The following is a 16,553-nucleotide window of genomic DNA, read 5'->3' as shown; positions in this document are numbered from 1 at the left end:
CATAAAAGCAGATGGCGATATGCTTCTAATCAGCCAGCCATGCACTGGCGACCCGTTCGGACAAGCTGCCCCGATCTACCACTGTTGCGGTAGGCCGAGTCGCCGCGAGGCCGTTGCCGTATCTTTTTTCGGTTTGACCGACCAGCTTTTGCGCCTGCCACAAAGGCGCATTCAGGGAGAGAGAAATGATCAAGAAAGCCTTGGCACTGTTTGCCGTTCTGTTTTTGTTCAGTGGTCACGCGGCCGCTGGCTTTGACGGCTACGTAGAGGTAACCAACAACACCGGCTATGACATCTACTATCTGTATGTCAGCCATGCCAAGTCCGACTCATGGGAAGAGGATGTGCTGGATGACGACATTCTGCCCAATGGGCATACCGTGCGCGTCAACCTGCGTAACGCCAAATCATCAATCTTTGACATCCGTGCCAAGGATGAAGACGGTGACACCTACACCATCTGGGATCTGGACGTCGCCCGTCACGACGTCGTATTCACTCTGGATGATATGGACTGATGTCCCGCTGCGGGGGCTTGCCGCCCCCGCAGTCTCCTGCCTCAGCCCGTCTTCTGGACAGCGCGGCGCACCACCCAGAGCTGATACACCAGCGCCAGTACCACAGCCATCCCCGCCGGCACCAGCAACGCCCTGAACTGCCACTGGCCAAAACCGAGCGCGCCGACCGTCCCGCCCAGAATAAAGCCGCCAATCAACAGCAGAAACAGCGTTGCCTTGCGCCGATCCATCGGCACCCCACGCAGACGCGCGCCCAGCATGACGCCCAGATCAGTGAAGATGCCTGAAACGTGGGTGGTGCGAATGATGGCACCGCTGTAGGTGGTAACCATCGCGTTCTGCAGCCCGCAGGCGGCCGAGGCCAGATAGTGTCCGGCCAGACTGTTGCCCTGCAGAGCGAACATCGCCAGCACCAGCAACAGCGCTTCCACCAGCAGCGCAACGCCGTAGCGACGGCCATGCTCCAGCGCACTGCTGCCGATAAACAACCCGCTGAACGCCGCCCCCAACACAAAACTGAGCAACACCAGCAACAGATGCAGCACTTCGGCAGACTGCAGGTGGGTCAGACCAACCCCGAGCAGCGTCGAGGTGCCGGTCAGGTGCGACACCGCCTGATGGCTGAAGCCCAGCAGGCCGACCGCGTTGACCACGCCGGCCATCAACGCAAGGGTAAAGGCACCCGCCTCAATCCAGGATGGCAATCTGGAAATCACGCTCCCCCTCCTCCGGCAAAAAGCCCATCATACGCCCGATAGGCCCTGTTGGCCCGGCAGCGCTTCAGTTCGTCAGCAGAGGACACCGCAAGCGTGGATATCCGTCGCCAACTGCGAGTAGAATCGCTGTTTTTCGAAATTTCGACAGGACACTCGCACATGGGTCGCGCTTATCAGAACCGCAAGGAATCCATGGCCAAAACGGCCGACGCCAAAACCAAGCTGTACAGCAAGTACGCACGGGAGATCTACGTTACCGCCAAGTCCGGCGGCGTCGACCCCGATGGTAACCTGGCGCTGCGTGGTCTGATTGATCGCGCCAAGAAGGACCAGGTCCCCGGCCACGTTATCGACAAGGCCATCGACAAGGCCAAGGGCGGCGGTGGCGAAGACTTCTCCAAGGCCCGCTATGAAGGCTTCGGCCCCGGTAACTGCATGGTGATCGTCGATTGCCTGACCGACAACCCGAACCGCACCTTCGCCGACGTGCGCAACTGCTTCACCAAGACCAAGAGCAAGATCGGCACCGAAGGCAGCGTCAGCCACATGTTCGATCACTGCGCGATCCTGGCGTTCAAGGGCGAAGATGAGGAAGGCACGCTGGAAGCGCTGATGATGGCCGACGTTGACGTCACCGACATCGAGAACGAGGATGGCGTCATCACCGTATTCGCCCCGCATACCGAATACTTCAAAGCCAAACAGGCGCTGATCGATACCTTCGGTGAGCTCGACTTCGAGGCCGACCTGATCCAGTTCGTACCGCAGACCACCACCGAAATCAGCGGCGATGATATCGCGCTGTTCGAGAAGTTCACCGACATGCTGAATGATCTCGATGACGTGCAGAACATCTACCACAACGCCGAGTTCTGACCCCGCTGCGGGCGCCTGCGGGCGCCCGTCAGTTGCCTCCGCTGCGCAGCAGGGCTGCCGCCACAAAGGCCGCCACTACCAGCAGCGTCACCACCCCGCTCACCAGCGACGACACCCGCTTGCCTGTGCCCTTGCGCTGATCGGCAAACGCCTGCTCCACCTGCTGCAGACTCGGCTGCTTGCCCCCTTCCAGAACCAGTACCTCACGAGCGCCGGCGCCCAGCGCCAGTTCACGCAACACCCGCAACTCGACCTCGGTCAGGCCGCCCTCCAGGCAGTCGCGCTGCTGCATCACCAAGCGCGGCGCGGCTGGAAACAACCGGTTGCCTGCGGCCTTGCGCAGTAACCACTGCAGGTACTTTTCCGCCAGTGCGAAGTCGCCAATCAGCACCCGTGGATGGTCAGTGACGCTGACCCGACGCATGCCCTCTTCGAGCGCCATGCTCAGCGCCTCGTGGCCCGCCGCGACAAGCACCACCTTGCCAGCCTGATCACCCAGCACCACCATCGGCGGCTCACTGATCACCTCGCCGGAGTGCAGATCACGCAGGTCGAAGCGGTCACGCCACAATTGCAGCAGATACAATCGATCCCCCAACAGTCGACGCAGGCTCATGCACGAACCTCCCGCGGATGGCCCGGATAGAACTTGAGCGCATCGGGTCGGCGCAAACGCTGAAACGCGGCGACCTCCCAGGGCCGAATCGCCATAATCATGCTGACGCCAAAGCGCTGCTCCAGCGGCAGCACCAGGTCTTCCTGATGGCTGTGCCGAAACGCCTGGGCCAGACGCTGCAGCTTCTGGTGCATCTGCTCGGTGGATTGTGGCGAGAGCATCCCGCTGAGGAACAACCGCAGCTCGCCCGGGCGATTGAAGTGACACTGGAAGAAATCGCTCTGCACCTGCTGCTCGAAGAAGCGCTGAATCGGCCCGCCCTGCTGCCAGCGAAAATCATGACTGATCAGCGGCTTGATACGGTTGCCCGGCAGCAGTTCAATCAGCCCCATCCGATCCAGCCGCGCCAGGCGGCCCACCGCTTCCACCTCACTGAGCTGATAGGTATCGAGCATCTGCGCCAGACTCCAGCGATTCAGCGCGCAGATCGCCACCAGCAGGAGGCGGTCATCGCCCACCAGTTCCTGCTCCTGCTCGGCAGTCAGCGCATCAATGCGCTGGGCCTGATCCAGCCTGCGGACCAGATCGGTAATCTCCAGCCCCAGCAGCGCACAGATCTGATCCAGCCGCTGCAGCGAAAACTGCCGCTCGGAGAACAGCCGCTTGACGCTCGCCTCCGACAACTCAAGCGCCTCGGCAACCTGCTGATAGGTGATTCCACGCTCTTTCAGCGCACCTTTCAATGCCGCGACAATCGCTGCGGTCTGCGCCATATGACAATACCTTTACAAACAATCAATGCGGTGAAGGCGGTTAAAGCCACCAGGAAGTATCGCCATGTAATACCTTAAGCGCCCCTCTGCGCAACCTTTTCGGTCGCGCTGGCATCGCCGAGTGCACCCGTGCACAGTCCGCTCCAGACGCAGCCAAACCCCCTGCGCACCCCACGTTCTGGAGGCAACACCATGGATACCGAGATCAACAGTAACTCCTCAGGCTGGATTTTCTTCGTCAAGGCGTCGTTCGCGATTGCCCTGCTGGCAACCGGCGCGGGCGTGGTATTCGCCCCCACCGACCTGCTGGTCAAGGGCTACATGTCGGTCTGTGCGCTGTTTCTGGTCAGCACCACCATCACCCTGTCGAAAACCATGCGGGATGAACACGAAGGCAAGCGCATTCACAACCGCCTGTCCGAAGCCCGCGCCCAACAACTGCTGAAAGAATATACGGAGTAACCGTCATGACACTCTGGAGAAAAGTAGGCACCCTGTTCCGCGCCAGCGCCCATGAACCGCTTGAACAGCTGGTCGACGCCAACGCCCTGCGCATCATGGAGCAGGAACTGCGCGACACCGAGCACGCCATGCTGCTGGCCAAGCGCGAGCTGGCCGGGCTGATGGCGACCATCAAGCAGCTGCAGCGCAGCAACGAGCAGCTCAGCACCGACCTGGCCCAGCGCGAAGAACAGGCGCGGCAGGCACTGGAGCGAGATGAAGCCGGTCTGGCCTACGAGCTGGCCGAGTGGATCGCCGCGCAGGAGAACCAGTTGCAGCAACAGCGCCAGCAGGCCGAGCAGCTGCAGCGGCAGGAAACCAGCCTGCGCGAACAACTGCGCCGCGCGGCGCAGATGCACCAGCAGTATCGCCGCGAACTGCAGCTGGCACGGGCCAACCGCAGCGCCGAGCGCCTGCTGGGCAATCTCGGTCAGCAGACCCGTGGCCTGCAGGCCCACATGGGCGATCTGGCCAGTTCTCTGGAGCGCATTCGTCAACGTCAGGACAACGCCAGCGATGTCGGCGCCGCCCTCCAGCAATTGCAGGACGAGGACGACGGCAGTGCACTCGACCAGCGGCTGCAGCGCGCAGGCATTGCCACCGGCAAGACCGACGCCAACAGCGTTCTCGCCAGACTGCGGGGCAACGCCAGTTCCAGCGAATAGGCAACGCCATCAGGAAGGGCGACACCGGTCGCCCTTCCATAACTTTTTTATTTCTTAACCAACAATAAAGAATATTTAATCTATTCTTCAGCGGATGCCACAGTGGGTTCTCACCCAATCGGAGCCATCCCATGAAGCGCTTTGCCCCTCTCGCAGCCCCCCTTCTTCTCGCTTGCAGCAGCCTGCTGTTTGCCGCCCCGGCTGTCGAACACCTGCGCCTTTCTGTGATACCCACCGCCGTGTCCAGCGGCGCCGCCGAGGCGATGGTGGTCAGTGGCGGACGCTGGACCACCGAGCGCCATCTGGTGCATGCCGCGGTGCTGATCGAACACCCCAAAGGCCGCTTTCTGTTCGACACCGGGCTGGGCCGCCAGACCGCCGAGGCCTTTGCCCGCAACAACTGGATCAACCGCACGCTGCTGGCCTACGAGCAGCTGAACCCGGCGCGCGACCAGCTGGAAGCGGCCGGCTACAGCGCCAACGATATCGACTTCATTTTGCCCAGCCACCTGCACTGGGATCACCTCGGCGGGCTGCCGGACTTCCCCGGCATTCCAGTCAAAGTGCTGCCCGGCGCACTGGAGGAAGCCCGCGACCATGGCGAGCCGCCAGCCTTTTTGGCCGAGCAACTGGAAGGCGAACGCGAGTGGCAACAGATCGAACTCAGCGACACGCCCTATCAGGGCTTTGAACGCAGCCTCGACCTGTTTGGCGACGGTCAGCTGATTCTGGTGGATCTGAGCGGCCATACCGCTGGCCAGGCCGGGCTGTTCGTCAATCTGCCCTCCGGCAAGCGCCTGTTTCTGATCGGCGATACCAGCTGGACCGAACGAGGCGTTGAACAGAACAAGCCACGGCCGATATTCGTGCAATGGCTATCCCACGTCGATAGCGACCGCGAACGCAACAGCCAGCAGCTCAAGCGCGTGCATGAGCTGCATCTACGCGATCCGGAGCTGCTGATCATTCCCGCCCACGACGAGTTCGTCGCAGCCGGGCTGGCCCGCTTTCCAGCCTTCGAGGAATAACGATGGATCTGCGCAGTCTGCGCTACTTCTGCGCCGCTGCCGAAGCTGGCAGCCTGACCGCGGCGGCCGAGCGCTGCCATGTCGCCCAGCCTTCCATCTCCAACGCTGTCGCCCAGCTGGAACAGGAGTTTGCCCTGCGGCTGTTCAGCCGCAGCAAGAGAGGCGTGACGCTCACGCCCGAGGGTGAGGCCTTCTATCAGGAGGCCGCGCGCCTGCTTGGCAGCGCCGGCGAAATGGAGCAACGCTTCAAGCGCGTCGAGCGCCCCACCCTGTCGGTCGGCATCAACGCCAGCCTGGCCAGTCGCGACAGCGGCTACCTGCTGCAGCTGACCGCCGGCAGGCTCACGGACTATCGCCTGCAGGTACGCAGCCAGCCTGCTCAAAGTGCAGACCTCTGGCTGCTGAGTGAACGGCAGGTGCCAGCCGGCTATCACTTTTTTGCGCTGCTGGAACAGGAGTACCGGCTGCTGCTGCCCCGTGGCTGGTCCCTCAATCAGCCTCTTGAGCTGGAACAGGCTACCCAATACCCATGGATCGACCGGCTCGACTGCGAACTGCGCAGCGCCTTCCTGGAGCGCCTGCCCGAGTTGGCCGACCACGCCAGCCTGCAGGTGGATACCGAAGACCTGGCCCTGAGCCTGGTGCAGCACCGCCAGGGGGCAACCGTTATGGCGGTCAGCGACGACATCGACCTGCTGAGCCCGGCCATCGACAGCCACTCCCTGCGCGGACTGGTACCCGAGACGCTGCGTCATCGCCAGCTGGGGCTGGCCTGTCGGGCTGAACTGGCAGACAGCATCATTGCCGCTTTCGGCTAGCCCCCTCTTTTCGCCCCTGCGCCGCTGGCCTACACTCGACTGATGGCCCTGACACCCGATGCTGACCCGCTCTATCAAGCCGCCCGCAACCGCGTGCGTGCCGCCCTGCTGCCAATCGTCAACGGAGCTGCACCGGATGCCGACGCAGTTCACCAGTTACGCGTCTGCTGCAAGCGCTTGAGGGCGCTGCTGCAACTGTACCGTCCATATGCAGGGCACCAACGGTTGCGCCAGTTGGACCAGCAGCTCAGACAGATCGCCAAAACGCTGGCCGGCAGCCGCGATCTGCACGTACAGCAGCAACTGATCAAACAACTTGCCAGCACGCTGGACACACCGCTGAGCCCCGCACTCAACAGCCGGCTGCTGCAGGCATCACATGCCCGTGCGCCGAGCAGCACCGACAGCGAGCATCTGATCGCTGCCTTCGCCGCCGTTCTGGCCGACTGGCCCCATTCGGCCACTGGCGCAGCCGACCATTGGCAGATTGGCCTGCAGCGCACCATCAAACGCGCGCGTAAACTTGCTCGCAGCGCCTGCAACAGTGATCAGGATGCGCTTTATCACCGCTGTCGCAAATGGATCAAATACGCGCTGTATCAGCGCGAACAACTGCACGATGCGCGCCTGCCGGCCGATCGCCAGATGACACTGCTGACGCGCCTGGGTGAGCGACTGGGCGAGCTGCAGGATCTCTGCAATCTGGAAGCACAGCTCCAGCGCTCCCCCGCCTCGACAGACAGAGATGCGCTGGCCGCTCGACTGGAACAGCGCAAGCATCACTGCAAACGCCGTATTATCCGGCTGTTTATACGGACATTCGGTCGCGGCGGATTCCGCTGCTGATCCGGTAAGCTGTTATCCAAGGAGACCCTGATGGATTGGCGAGGCAGACGGCGAAGCAGCAATATTGAAGACCGCAGAGGCGACAGCATCTCCAGCGCCGGTGCCGGCGGCGCGCTGCTGCTGCGCTTGATTCCCATGCTGATCGGCACCCGCGGCGGCCGCTGGATTCTCGCCATTGGCGCAGTCGCCATCATCGGCGGCAAGATGCTCGGTATCGACCTGCTGCCCCTGCTGCTCGGTGGCGGCCAGCCGGTGACGCAACAGGGCCAGCAACCGCTCTCCCCCGCCGAGCAGGAGCTGACCGAATTCGTCAGCGTGGTGCTGGCCGACACCGAGACCACCTGGCATCAGGTTTTCCAGCGCATCGGCCGGCAGTATCAGGAGCCTAAACTGGTGCTGTTTTCCAACCGCGTGCAGTCCGCCTGCGGCAGCGCCAGTTCGGCTGTTGGCCCGTTTTACTGCCCGGGCGATCAGCAGGTCTATCTGGATCTGGCGTTCTTCAACGACATGAAACAGCAGCTCGGCGCCCCCGGCGACTTCGCTCAGGCCTACGTCATCGCCCATGAAGTGGGCCACCACGTGCAAACCCTGCTGGGCATCAGCCAGAAGGTGCGTCAGGCAGGCGCCGGCCGCAGCCAGGCCGAGGTAAATGCGCTGTCAGTCCGTCAGGAGCTGCAGGCCGATTGCTTTGCCGGCCTCTGGGGCCACGCCGCCAACCGCGAACGCCAGCTGCTCGATCCTGATGATCTGGATGAAGCCCTGACCGCCGCCAGCGCCATCGGCGATGACCGCCTGCAGCGTCAGGCGGGCCAGGATGTGGTGCCGGACAGCTTCACCCACGGCACCTCGGCGCAGCGGATGAAATGGTTCAAGCGCGGCTTCGACAGCGGCGACATCACCGCCTGCGATACCTTCGCCGGGCCGATCTGAGCCCGGTTGCGACTGCACCGAGTCGCGCATGGCCGCCCGGCCGGCCAGCACCCTGCAATCCGACCGGTACAGACGACAACCCTGCGCCTGGCTTCCAATCGATCGGAGTCACACAAAGACACAAGACCCGCCGCCATTCCGGATGTACAATCGCCACCCCGCAGGAGAGAGGGCTCAGCCCCGCCGAAGGCGCAAACTCCCATAAACGCTCAGGCACAGGCACTGTGGACACGATTAACGCCGTCTGGAGAGAGGCTGCATGGCAGCCCACCGAAGGGGCAAGCAGGGCATGACCCTGTAAACTCTCAGGTATCAAGGACAGGGGGAGAGGCTACGCAAACGCAGGAGAACTGTGTGCTGACCTCTGTCTATATCATCGCCATCACCGCCGAAGCCATGTCCGGAGCACTTGCCGCGGGCAGACGCAACATGGACTTTTTCGGTGTCGCCGTTATCGCCTTTTTAACCGCTCTGGGTGGTGGTACCGTCCGGGACATTCTGCTCGGCAACTTTCCGATCACCTGGACCCAGCATCCCCTTTACATCTACATCACCATCACCGGTGGCCTGGCAACCATAGTGCTGGCGCGCTTTATGCGTCACCTCCACCAGCTTTTTCTGGTGCTCGACGCCATCGGCCTGGTCGCCTTCACCGTCATTGGCTGCAATGTCGCGCTGAGACTGGGCTACGACACAGTGGTGGTGGTTATGGCCGGCATCATCACCGGTATCTTCGGCGGCATTATCCGCGACATCATGTGCAATAGAATGCCTCAGGTGTTGCGCCATGAACTCTACGCCAGCGTCTCGCTGGTCGTCGCTCTGCTCTATCTCGCCCTACGACATCAGGGTGCCAGCGAAAGCGTCAACTTGCTGGCTGCTTTCAGCGTGGGCCTGTTGCTGAGAATGGCAGCGATTCGCTGGAAATTGTCGCTGCCGGTGTTCAGCTACGCCAAATCCCAGTGGGACTGATGAGCGAAATCGCCAGCAAGGGCCTCACTGGCTGCGATGCCTGTCGGGCCGACCTGATCGTCGTCAGGGCCGTGCTGGTCGCGAACCGAACCAGCGCGACCAGCGGGCGTTAACCCAGAGCGATAGCCCGATCACCGCGGAGCCCGCTGCAAGTCGCAGCAGGTCGGCATCGTGATTCCAGATCAGCAGATTGACCAGCAAACCTGCCGGCACCAGCGCATTATTCATGATGCCCAGGGTGCCGGCGTCTACCTGAGCTGCACCCCGGTTCCAGAACAGAAAGCCAAGTCCGGAAGCGACCAGTCCCAGCCAGGCCAGCACCGACCACTGCAGCGCGGTGTGCGGCAGGCGCTCAGGGTTGCCGAGCAGCAGCCAGGCCGGCAGCATGACCATCAGCGCGCCAATAAAGAACAGGCCAAAACCGCGCCACTGCTGAGTTGAGGTCAGCTCATAACGACGCACCAGATGGGCATAGCCTACCTGCCCGGCGGCGAAGGTAAAGTTGGCCAGTTGCAGAATCAAAAAGCCGCGGATAAAGCTGTCGCTGAGCCCGTCGTAGCGCATGATCCCGGCACCAAGCACCGCAACCGCGGCGGCGACCAGAGGCCCCAGACTGAAACGCCGGTTCAGCAGATCATCAATCAGCGCCACGTGCAGTGGCGTAAAAATGGTGAATAGCAGCACCTCGGGCACCGAGATGTACTCGAAGGACTGATACAGGCAAATGTAGGTGACACCGAACTGCAGGGCGCCAACCAGCAGCAGCCCCGGCACCACCGGGCGCGGCAACAATCGAATACGCAGCAGCGGGAGAAACAGCAGCCCGGCCAGCATGGCCCGCGTCAGCACGGCAAAATAGCTGTCGACCTGCCCGGCCAGATACTCGCCGATGAGGCTGAAGGAAACCGCCCATAACAGGGTTACCGCAACAAGATAAGGCATCGCCGCTCCACACAGGCCAGATGGGCGGGGAGTATAGCGGTTTCAGGTCAACAGCTGCTGCCTCACACGCCTGCTCAGCACCCCATGCAGCATCACCGGCAACAGGGTCAGGGTAACCAGGGTGGCACCGAGTATGCCCGCCATGACAATCACACCGACACCACGATAGAGCTCGGTACCGGCGCCAGGCAGAAATACCAGCGGCGCAATCCCGCACAGGGTGGTCAAGGTTGAAATGGCAATTGGTCGCAGGCGCGCCTCAACCGCCTCACGAACGGCCTCGACCGGCGTCATGCCCTGATGATCAAGATTATCGATGGCGCGATCCACAATCAGGATCGGATTGTTCACTACCGTACCCATCAGAATCAGAAAGCCCAGCATGGTGATCATGTCCAGCGGCTGACTGAAGCCACCCAGCCCCGCTGCTGCCAATGCGGAACCGGCCAAATTCAGCAGCGCCAGCCCGGCCAGCCCGCCAGCCATGCCCAGCGGAATGCTGACCATGATCAATAACGGGTAACCCCAATGGCGGAAGATCGCCACCAGCAGCAGGAAGACAATCAACAACGCCGCCAGGTAGTTGCTGCCCAGCGACTCGCGGGTGGCATCCAGCTGGTCGGCGGCACCGGAGATCGACAGGCTAACCCCCAACGGTACCTGCCCTTGGGCTCGCAGATACTCGACCAGCTCGGTACGCACCTGCTCGACTCCCGCCTCCAGAGGGACAGAACGCGGCGGGATGATATTCAGCGTCAGGGTACGGCGGCCGTCTACCCGGCGCATTACGCTGGTGTCGACCTCCTCTTCGATACGCGCAAGCGAGGACAGAGGCAGCACCTGGCCGCTCGGTGTGTATAAGGTAAGACCGCGCAGGGTCTGCAGGTCGGGCTGCAGAGCCATGGCATTGTAGAAGTAGATGTCGACCTTGTCGTCGTCCTGAAAGTAATCGCCGACATAACTGCCATTGGTCAGGGCCGACACCGCAAAACCCATTTGCTCGGCGTCCAGTCCCAGCTCGGCGGCGCGCTCCCAGTCCGGATAAATCTGCAGCAGAGGCTGCGCCAGGCTGAGGTTGGAGGGCTGGGTCTGAATCGACGGATCTTCGAAGATTTCACCGGCCCGGTCATAGGCCAGACGAGCCACTTCATAGAGACTGGCGAGATCCGGACCGGAAATATCCAGGTTGATGCTGCGCGTACCACCGTTATTGCTGCTGATAATCGAGCCCCGGGTGGCGAACGCGCGCATACCCGGGTACGTACGAAAATGCTCGACCAGTGCACGCATCAGCGCATCAATGTCTGCCGGGTCCGCAGGTACACCAATCATCCACAACCCTTCAGTCGAAACGTTCATCATCAGCATGGCGATTGGGGGAACCGGACTATCAGCGTCCTCAGCCGCGGCGGCCTGGGTATAGGGCAGAAAGTGCGCCTGAACCTGATCCGCAATCTGTTGCATGCTGGCCAGGTTATAGCCGGGCGGTGCGTTCATCATGGCGAAGGTCTTGGCCTCCTCGCCTTCAGGCAGATACTCGGCTGGTGGCGTCAGCGTCAGCACAATCAGCAGGCTGCCCCCCATAACCACCGCGGCGCAAAGCAAGCGGCGCCGGGCGCTGGCCAGCAGCCAGCCCACCAGATCAGCACAGTGGCGGGCCAGCCGGCCCTGTTCGCTGGCCGGCTCCAACTCGCCGCCGCGCAGCCTCGCACAGGCTGCGGGCACGGCAGTTATTGCAACCAGCATGGAAACCAGAATCGCCGAGGTAATGGCAATGGCAATGTCAGAATACAGCTGCCCTGCCTCTTCACGGATAAACATCACCGGCAGAAACACCATGACCGTCGTCAGTGTCGAGGCCAGAATCGCGGGCCAGACCCTGCTTACCCCGGCTACCGCAGCACGCAGCCGATCCAGACCGCGCCGGCGCTCCAGTTCAATGCTCTCCAGCACCACAATACTGTTGTCCAGCGTCATCCCAATGGCGAAGGCGACTCCGGCCAGGGAAATCACGTTGATCGTACGTCCGGTCAGCATCAGGCCAAGAAAGGCGGCAATGGTGCAGATTGGAATCCCCATGACGCCAATCAGCGTTACCCGCCAGGAACGCAGAAACAGATACATGATCACAGACGCAAGCAAGGCGCCAAGGATCAGGTTTTTCCAGACATTGACCACCGAGTCACGGACATAGACCACGTCATCGGAATTCAGCCTGATCTGCATGCCCTGCGGGTTTAGCAACTCCTGATTGACCAGCGCCATCTCGGCAAGCATGGCCTGCTTGATGGCAATCACATTGGAGCCGCTTTCTCGCCTGACAGCCAGACTGACAACGGGGGCGCCATTGACGTAGCTGCGCTGAACAATACGCGCGTGATCAAGCGTGACATCGGCCAGATCCTGCAGACGAATCAGGCTGTCTCCCCGTCGCTCAACCACCAGTTGGCGAATATCGTCCAGGCTCTCGAAACGGCCGACGGTACGCAGCAAAAACCGTCGCTTGCCGCTATCAATCTCGCCACCGGAAACATCCCGGTTTCGCGACCGCAGCGCGTCACGCACCGCGGCAGGCGTCAGACCGTGCAACGCCAGCCGTTCGGGGTACAGGCGAACCTGTACCTGACGGGCCGCACCACCACGCACATCCACCTGAGCGACACCGTTGACCGCCGATAGTCTCGGACGCACGTTGTCTTCGATGTAATCGCGCACCATATCCATATCCAGGTTGCGCGGATTACCCTCCAGCGGTGATACCGCCAGGTACATGAAGGCATTGGCAGAGAAGGACGTCGCGTTGACCGACGGCTGATCCACATTCTCGGGGTAACCCGACACCTGCGTGAGGGCATTGTTGACGCGTATCAGCGTCTCGTTCAGATCCACGCCAAAGGGAAAGTCCAGTTCGATCTCGGCCCAGCCGGTCCCGGCAACCGACGTTATACGCTCGAGATTGGGCAGGTTACGCAAAAACTCTTCCTGCTCGACCAGAATTTCCTTCTCGATATCCTGCGGCGTCGCACCGGGCCACCGGGTTTCAACAGTCACCGTGCGGGTTTCCAGGTCCGGAATCATCTGCACGGGAATCCGCAGCGCGGCCATGGTACCCAGCACGCAGAGAATCAGCAGCGCAACGGTCACCAGAATGCCGTGGCGAGTAATGGCCTGGAACATGTCAGTCGGCCTCGTGGTTGAGCAGGTTGAGCAACTGCCCTTCGCGCAGGCTCTCGTTACCTTCAACGACTACCAGCTCTCCGGCCTCCAGACCCTCGCGCACCTCGACCACCCCGTCAAATGCCAGTCCGGACCGGACCTGCTGCTCCCGGGCCCGCCACTGGCCTGCTTCGTTGACGGCCCGCCAAACAGCCACGCGGCCGTCAACCTGCCGAAGCAGCGCATCCCGGGAGACTACGACGCCCTGTTGCTGCTGATCCAGCAACAGCTCGCCCTGCACCGACATCCCGGGAATCAGGCCAGCAATATCGTCGGGCAGCGCAATACGCAGCAAAAAGGTGCGCGCCTGCTGACTGCTTAACGGGATGCGCGCGGTTACCGGCAACACAAAATCTTCTCCGGGGTGACCTTCGAACTGCAACTCGACCCGACTGCCTGGCTCGGCACGGGCATAGAAGCGCTGCGGCACCTGAAGGTCGGCGCGAAGCTGCTGCAGGGTGATCAACTCCAGCACCCCGGTCCCGGGCTCGACCCACTCGCCCAGCTCAGTCAGGCGTCGACTGATCACGCCACTGAAGGGAGCCTCCAGCCGGTGCCGGCGCGCCAGCGCCTCGCGCCGTTGCAGGCCGGCACGTGCCCCCGCCAACGCCGCATCGGCCTGCGCAACGGCGGCTTCCAGGCCGCGCACCTCGCTGGCGGCAATACTGCGGCGCTCTGCCAGCGTACTGGCCTCGCTGAGCCGGCGCTGCGCGTCATCGAGCGTGCTGCCCAGACGCGCAACCTCGGCCCGGTCGCGATCCAGATCACGCTGTACAAGCTCATCATCCAGCGTCATCAACAGCGCGCCCTTCTCAATCCGCTGGCCCTCCTCCACCGGCAGCCCGGAAACCCGTCCCTCCACTTCCGCAGACAACGTAGCGACCCGCGCCGTGGAGACACTGCCGCTGACCGGCACCACCTCCACCAGCGGCTGCAGCGTAGTGGTCGCAACCCGCACCGGCACAGCGGTCTCGGCACGCGCCAGAGGCATCAGCAGTAACAGGCAAACAACAATGACAGAGCGCAGCACAGGAGGAGCCTCCGACAACGTCAAAGTGAATCAGCATGCCAGAAATGAAAAAACACACCTACAACAAAGCAGATGAGGATGTTTCACGATATGGCGGAGGACAAACCGGCCAAAAATAACATTGCACACAACCTATATTGTGTTAGCATGCAAAACTTAATTGCATGCAATCTATATTTTCATTACCGGAGACTCTTTATGTCCATTGAACAGGTTATCTATCGCGCTTCTGCAGAAGCTACCGGAGGCCGTGACGGTCGTGCCATTTCCTCCGACGGTGTACTGGATATCGAATTGACTACGCCAAGAGAGTTGGGCGGCGCAGGCGGTCAGGGCACCAACCCGGAGCAGCTGTTTGCTGCAGGCTATTCGGCCTGTTTCATTGGTGCGATGAAGTTTGTCGCAGGCCGCGACAAGCTGCCCATGCCGGCTGATGCGTCGGTTGAGGGGGTGGTCGGTATCGGTCAGATTCCGCAGGGCTTCGGCATCGAAGTGGAACTGCGCGTCAGCCTGCCGGGCATGCCTGCAGAGCAGGCCGAACAACTGATCGAGCGCGCCCACCAAGTCTGCCCGTATTCCAACGCCACCCGCGGCAATATTGATGTGACCCTGACCCGGGTCGAGTAAGACGCACAAACAACAACGGCGCCCAAAGGCGCCGTTGTTGTGTCAGCCGCTTCGCTTAGAGCGGCTTGCCGCGATTGCCATGCGCGGCAACAAAGGCCTGCACGTCGGCCAAGCTGTTCGCCAGCACGGTCATACGCTCTTCGCGCTCGAACAGATCGCTCAGATGCGCCGGCAGGTGCAGTGCTTCGCCAACGCCAGCCTGACGGACCGCATCCGGGAACTTGACCGGGTGCGCAGTCCCAAGGGTGATCATCGGCGTCGACAGCGAGCGGCGACATTCACGGGCTGCACGCACGCCGATGGCGGTGTGCGGGTCCAGCACTTCACCGCACTGCGCGAATACCTCGGCGATGGTTGCACAGGTGCCTTCGTCGTCAACCGCCAGCGAGTCGAACAACTTGCGCGCCTCAGTCCAGCGATCATCTTCGACCGACAGCTTGCCGCTGACCTTGAAGTCGTCCATCAGCTTGGCCACCAGCGCACCGTTACGACCGTGCAGATCGAACAGCAGGCGTTCGAAGTTGGACGACACCATGATGTCCATCGACGGCGACAGCGACGGGTGCAGGGTGTCCTTGTCGTAGTGATTGCCGCTCATGAAGCGGTGCAGGATGTCGTTGCGATTGGTAGCAACGATCAACTGGCTGATCGGCAGGCCCATATTGCGCGCCAGGTAACCGGCGAAGATGTCGCCGAAGTTGCCGGTCGGTACCGAGAACGCCATGGAGCGCGCCGGGCCGCCGAGCTGCAGGGCTGCGTGGAAGTAGTAGACGATCTGCGCCATGATGCGCGCCCAGTTGATCGAGTTGACCGCGACCAGACGAGTACCCTTGAGGAAACCCTGGTCGGCGAAACTGGCCTTGACCATCTCCTGACAGTCGTCGAAGTTGCCTTCGATGGCGATGTTGTGAATGTTGTCGCCGAGAATGCTGGTCATCTGGCGACGCTGCACCTCGGATACCCGGTTGTGCGGGTGCATGATGAAGATGTCGACGTTTTCGCAGGCTTTGCAACCCTCAATAGCGGCCGAACCGGTGTCACCGGAGGTGGCGCCCATGATCACCACGCGCTCGCCACGCTTGACCAGGAAATAGTCGAGCAAACGGCCCAGCAGCTGCAGGGCAAAATCCTTGAACGCCAGGGTCGGGCCGTGGAACAGCTCCATCACCCACTCGTTGCTGTCCAGCTGACGCAGCGGTGCAACTGCCTTGTGCTCAAAGACGCCGTAGGTGTCCTGCAGAATCTGTTTGAAATCGGCGTCCGGAATGCTGCCAGTGACGAACGGGCGCATCACGTTGAACGCCAGCTCGTGGTACGGCAGACCGGCCCAGGATGCGATCTGCTCCTGGGTGAAACGCGGCAGGTTCTCGGGCACATACAGACCGCCGTCAGAGGCCAGACCGGCCAGCAGCACGTCTTCGAAATTCAGGGCCGGAGCCTGGCCACGGGTACTGATATAACGCATATCGGCAAACCTTC

17 protein-coding genes and 1 riboswitch are annotated in these 16,553 nt (G+C 61.9%); of the genes, 10 read left to right on the top strand and 7 right to left on the bottom strand.

The annotated features are described in order from the left end of the window. Positions 1 to 185: 185 nt before the first annotated feature. Positions 186 to 518, top strand: a complete 333-nt coding sequence (locus tag B7O88_RS00920) for a hypothetical protein (protein ID WP_088273305.1) — start codon at positions 186 to 188, stop codon at positions 516 to 518. A gap of 41 nt (positions 519 to 559) precedes the next feature. On the opposite strand, the gene B7O88_RS00915 is transcribed toward B7O88_RS00920, so the two are convergent. Continuing rightward, positions 560 to 1,234 carry a YoaK family protein gene (locus tag B7O88_RS00915; RefSeq protein ID WP_088273304.1) on the bottom strand — a complete coding sequence of 225 codons (675 nt, stop codon included), beginning with the start codon at positions 1,232 to 1,234 and terminating at the stop codon, positions 560 to 562. 159 nt (positions 1,235 to 1,393) lie between these two features. Between B7O88_RS00915 and B7O88_RS00910 the strand changes: the two genes are divergently transcribed. Beyond that, on the top strand, positions 1,394 to 2,110 hold the full coding sequence (locus B7O88_RS00910) for a YebC/PmpR family DNA-binding transcriptional regulator (protein ID WP_088273303.1): 717 nt from the start codon (positions 1,394 to 1,396) through the stop codon (positions 2,108 to 2,110). A gap of 28 nt (positions 2,111 to 2,138) precedes the next feature. Here the strand turns inward: B7O88_RS00910 and B7O88_RS00905 are convergent, their stop codons facing one another. Both B7O88_RS00905 and B7O88_RS00900 read right to left on the bottom strand, forming a co-directional pair. Beyond that, positions 2,139 to 2,726: a rod shape-determining protein gene (locus tag B7O88_RS00905; RefSeq protein WP_088273302.1), complete on the bottom strand. Its 588-nt coding sequence runs from the start codon at positions 2,724 to 2,726 to the stop codon at positions 2,139 to 2,141. Beyond that, positions 2,723 to 3,499 carry a helix-turn-helix domain-containing protein gene (locus tag B7O88_RS00900; protein WP_088273301.1) on the bottom strand — a complete coding sequence of 259 codons (777 nt, stop codon included), beginning with the start codon at positions 3,497 to 3,499 and terminating at the stop codon, positions 2,723 to 2,725. The genes B7O88_RS00905 and B7O88_RS00900 overlap by 4 nt, the downstream gene beginning before the upstream one ends. 192 nt (positions 3,500 to 3,691) lie before the next feature. On the opposite strand from B7O88_RS00900, the gene B7O88_RS00895 reads away from it, so the two are divergent. From B7O88_RS00895 to B7O88_RS00865, 7 genes are all read left to right on the top strand, one after another. Then, on the top strand, positions 3,692 to 3,961 hold the full coding sequence (locus B7O88_RS00895) for a YiaA/YiaB family inner membrane protein (protein ID WP_088273300.1): 270 nt from the start codon (positions 3,692 to 3,694) through the stop codon (positions 3,959 to 3,961). Between the two features lie 5 nt (positions 3,962 to 3,966). Further along, positions 3,967 to 4,665: a PspA/IM30 family protein gene (locus B7O88_RS00890; RefSeq protein ID WP_088273299.1), complete on the top strand. Its 699-nt coding sequence runs from the start codon at positions 3,967 to 3,969 to the stop codon at positions 4,663 to 4,665. Positions 4,666 to 4,796: 131 nt separating this feature from the next. Then, positions 4,797 to 5,693 (top strand): MBL fold metallo-hydrolase, encoded by an 897-nt coding sequence (locus tag B7O88_RS00885; protein ID WP_088273298.1) that lies wholly within the window; start codon positions 4,797 to 4,799, stop codon positions 5,691 to 5,693. A 2-nt stretch (positions 5,694 to 5,695) separates the two neighbouring features. Then, entirely contained in the window at positions 5,696 to 6,511 is an 816-nt protein-coding gene (locus B7O88_RS00880; protein WP_088273297.1) for a LysR family transcriptional regulator, read from the top strand. 42 nt (positions 6,512 to 6,553) lie between these two features. Then, on the top strand, positions 6,554 to 7,357 hold the full coding sequence (locus tag B7O88_RS00875; RefSeq protein WP_088273296.1) for a CHAD domain-containing protein: 804 nt from the start codon (positions 6,554 to 6,556) through the stop codon (positions 7,355 to 7,357). 30 nt (positions 7,358 to 7,387) lie between these two features. Continuing rightward, complete coding sequence (ypfJ, locus tag B7O88_RS00870) at positions 7,388 to 8,287, top strand: KPN_02809 family neutral zinc metallopeptidase (RefSeq protein WP_088273295.1); 900 nt, start codon at positions 7,388 to 7,390, stop codon at positions 8,285 to 8,287. Positions 8,288 to 8,521: 234 nt separating this feature from the next. Beyond that, positions 8,522 to 8,619, top strand: a riboswitch (glycine riboswitch). A 22-nt stretch (positions 8,620 to 8,641) separates the two neighbouring features. Continuing rightward, positions 8,642 to 9,259, top strand: coding sequence for a trimeric intracellular cation channel family protein (locus B7O88_RS00865; protein ID WP_088273294.1), 618 nt, complete (start codon positions 8,642 to 8,644; stop codon positions 9,257 to 9,259). Between the two features lie 63 nt (positions 9,260 to 9,322). Here the strand turns inward: B7O88_RS00865 and B7O88_RS00860 are convergent, their stop codons facing one another. From B7O88_RS00860 to B7O88_RS00850, 3 genes are read right to left on the bottom strand one after another with little or no spacing between them, the layout of a single operon-like run. Further along, complete coding sequence (locus B7O88_RS00860) at positions 9,323 to 10,201, bottom strand: carboxylate/amino acid/amine transporter (RefSeq protein WP_088273293.1); 879 nt, start codon at positions 10,199 to 10,201, stop codon at positions 9,323 to 9,325. 42 nt (positions 10,202 to 10,243) lie between these two features. After that, positions 10,244 to 13,378 (bottom strand): efflux RND transporter permease subunit, encoded by a 3,135-nt coding sequence (locus tag B7O88_RS00855; RefSeq protein WP_088273292.1) that lies wholly within the window; start codon positions 13,376 to 13,378, stop codon positions 10,244 to 10,246. Between the two features lies 1 nt (position 13,379). Next, on the bottom strand, positions 13,380 to 14,447 hold the full coding sequence (locus B7O88_RS00850; RefSeq protein ID WP_088273291.1) for an efflux RND transporter periplasmic adaptor subunit: 1,068 nt from the start codon (positions 14,445 to 14,447) through the stop codon (positions 13,380 to 13,382). Between the two features lie 198 nt (positions 14,448 to 14,645). Between B7O88_RS00850 and B7O88_RS00845 the strand changes: the two genes are divergently transcribed. Continuing rightward, positions 14,646 to 15,074 (top strand): organic hydroperoxide resistance protein, encoded by a 429-nt coding sequence (locus B7O88_RS00845; protein WP_088273290.1) that lies wholly within the window; start codon positions 14,646 to 14,648, stop codon positions 15,072 to 15,074. Positions 15,075 to 15,129: 55 nt separating this feature from the next. Here B7O88_RS00845 and thrC read toward each other — a convergent pair whose 3' ends face one another. Beyond that, positions 15,130 to 16,539, bottom strand: a complete 1,410-nt coding sequence (thrC, locus tag B7O88_RS00840) for a threonine synthase (RefSeq protein ID WP_088273289.1) — start codon at positions 16,537 to 16,539, stop codon at positions 15,130 to 15,132. Positions 16,540 to 16,553: the final 14 nt, after the last annotated feature.

It is taken from the genome of Halopseudomonas aestusnigri (assembly GCF_002197985.1).
GTDB lineage: Bacteria > Pseudomonadota > Gammaproteobacteria > Pseudomonadales > Pseudomonadaceae > Halopseudomonas > Halopseudomonas aestusnigri.
Note: the sequence above shows the minus strand (reverse complement) of the source record. Positions and strands in the feature narration are given on the sequence as shown.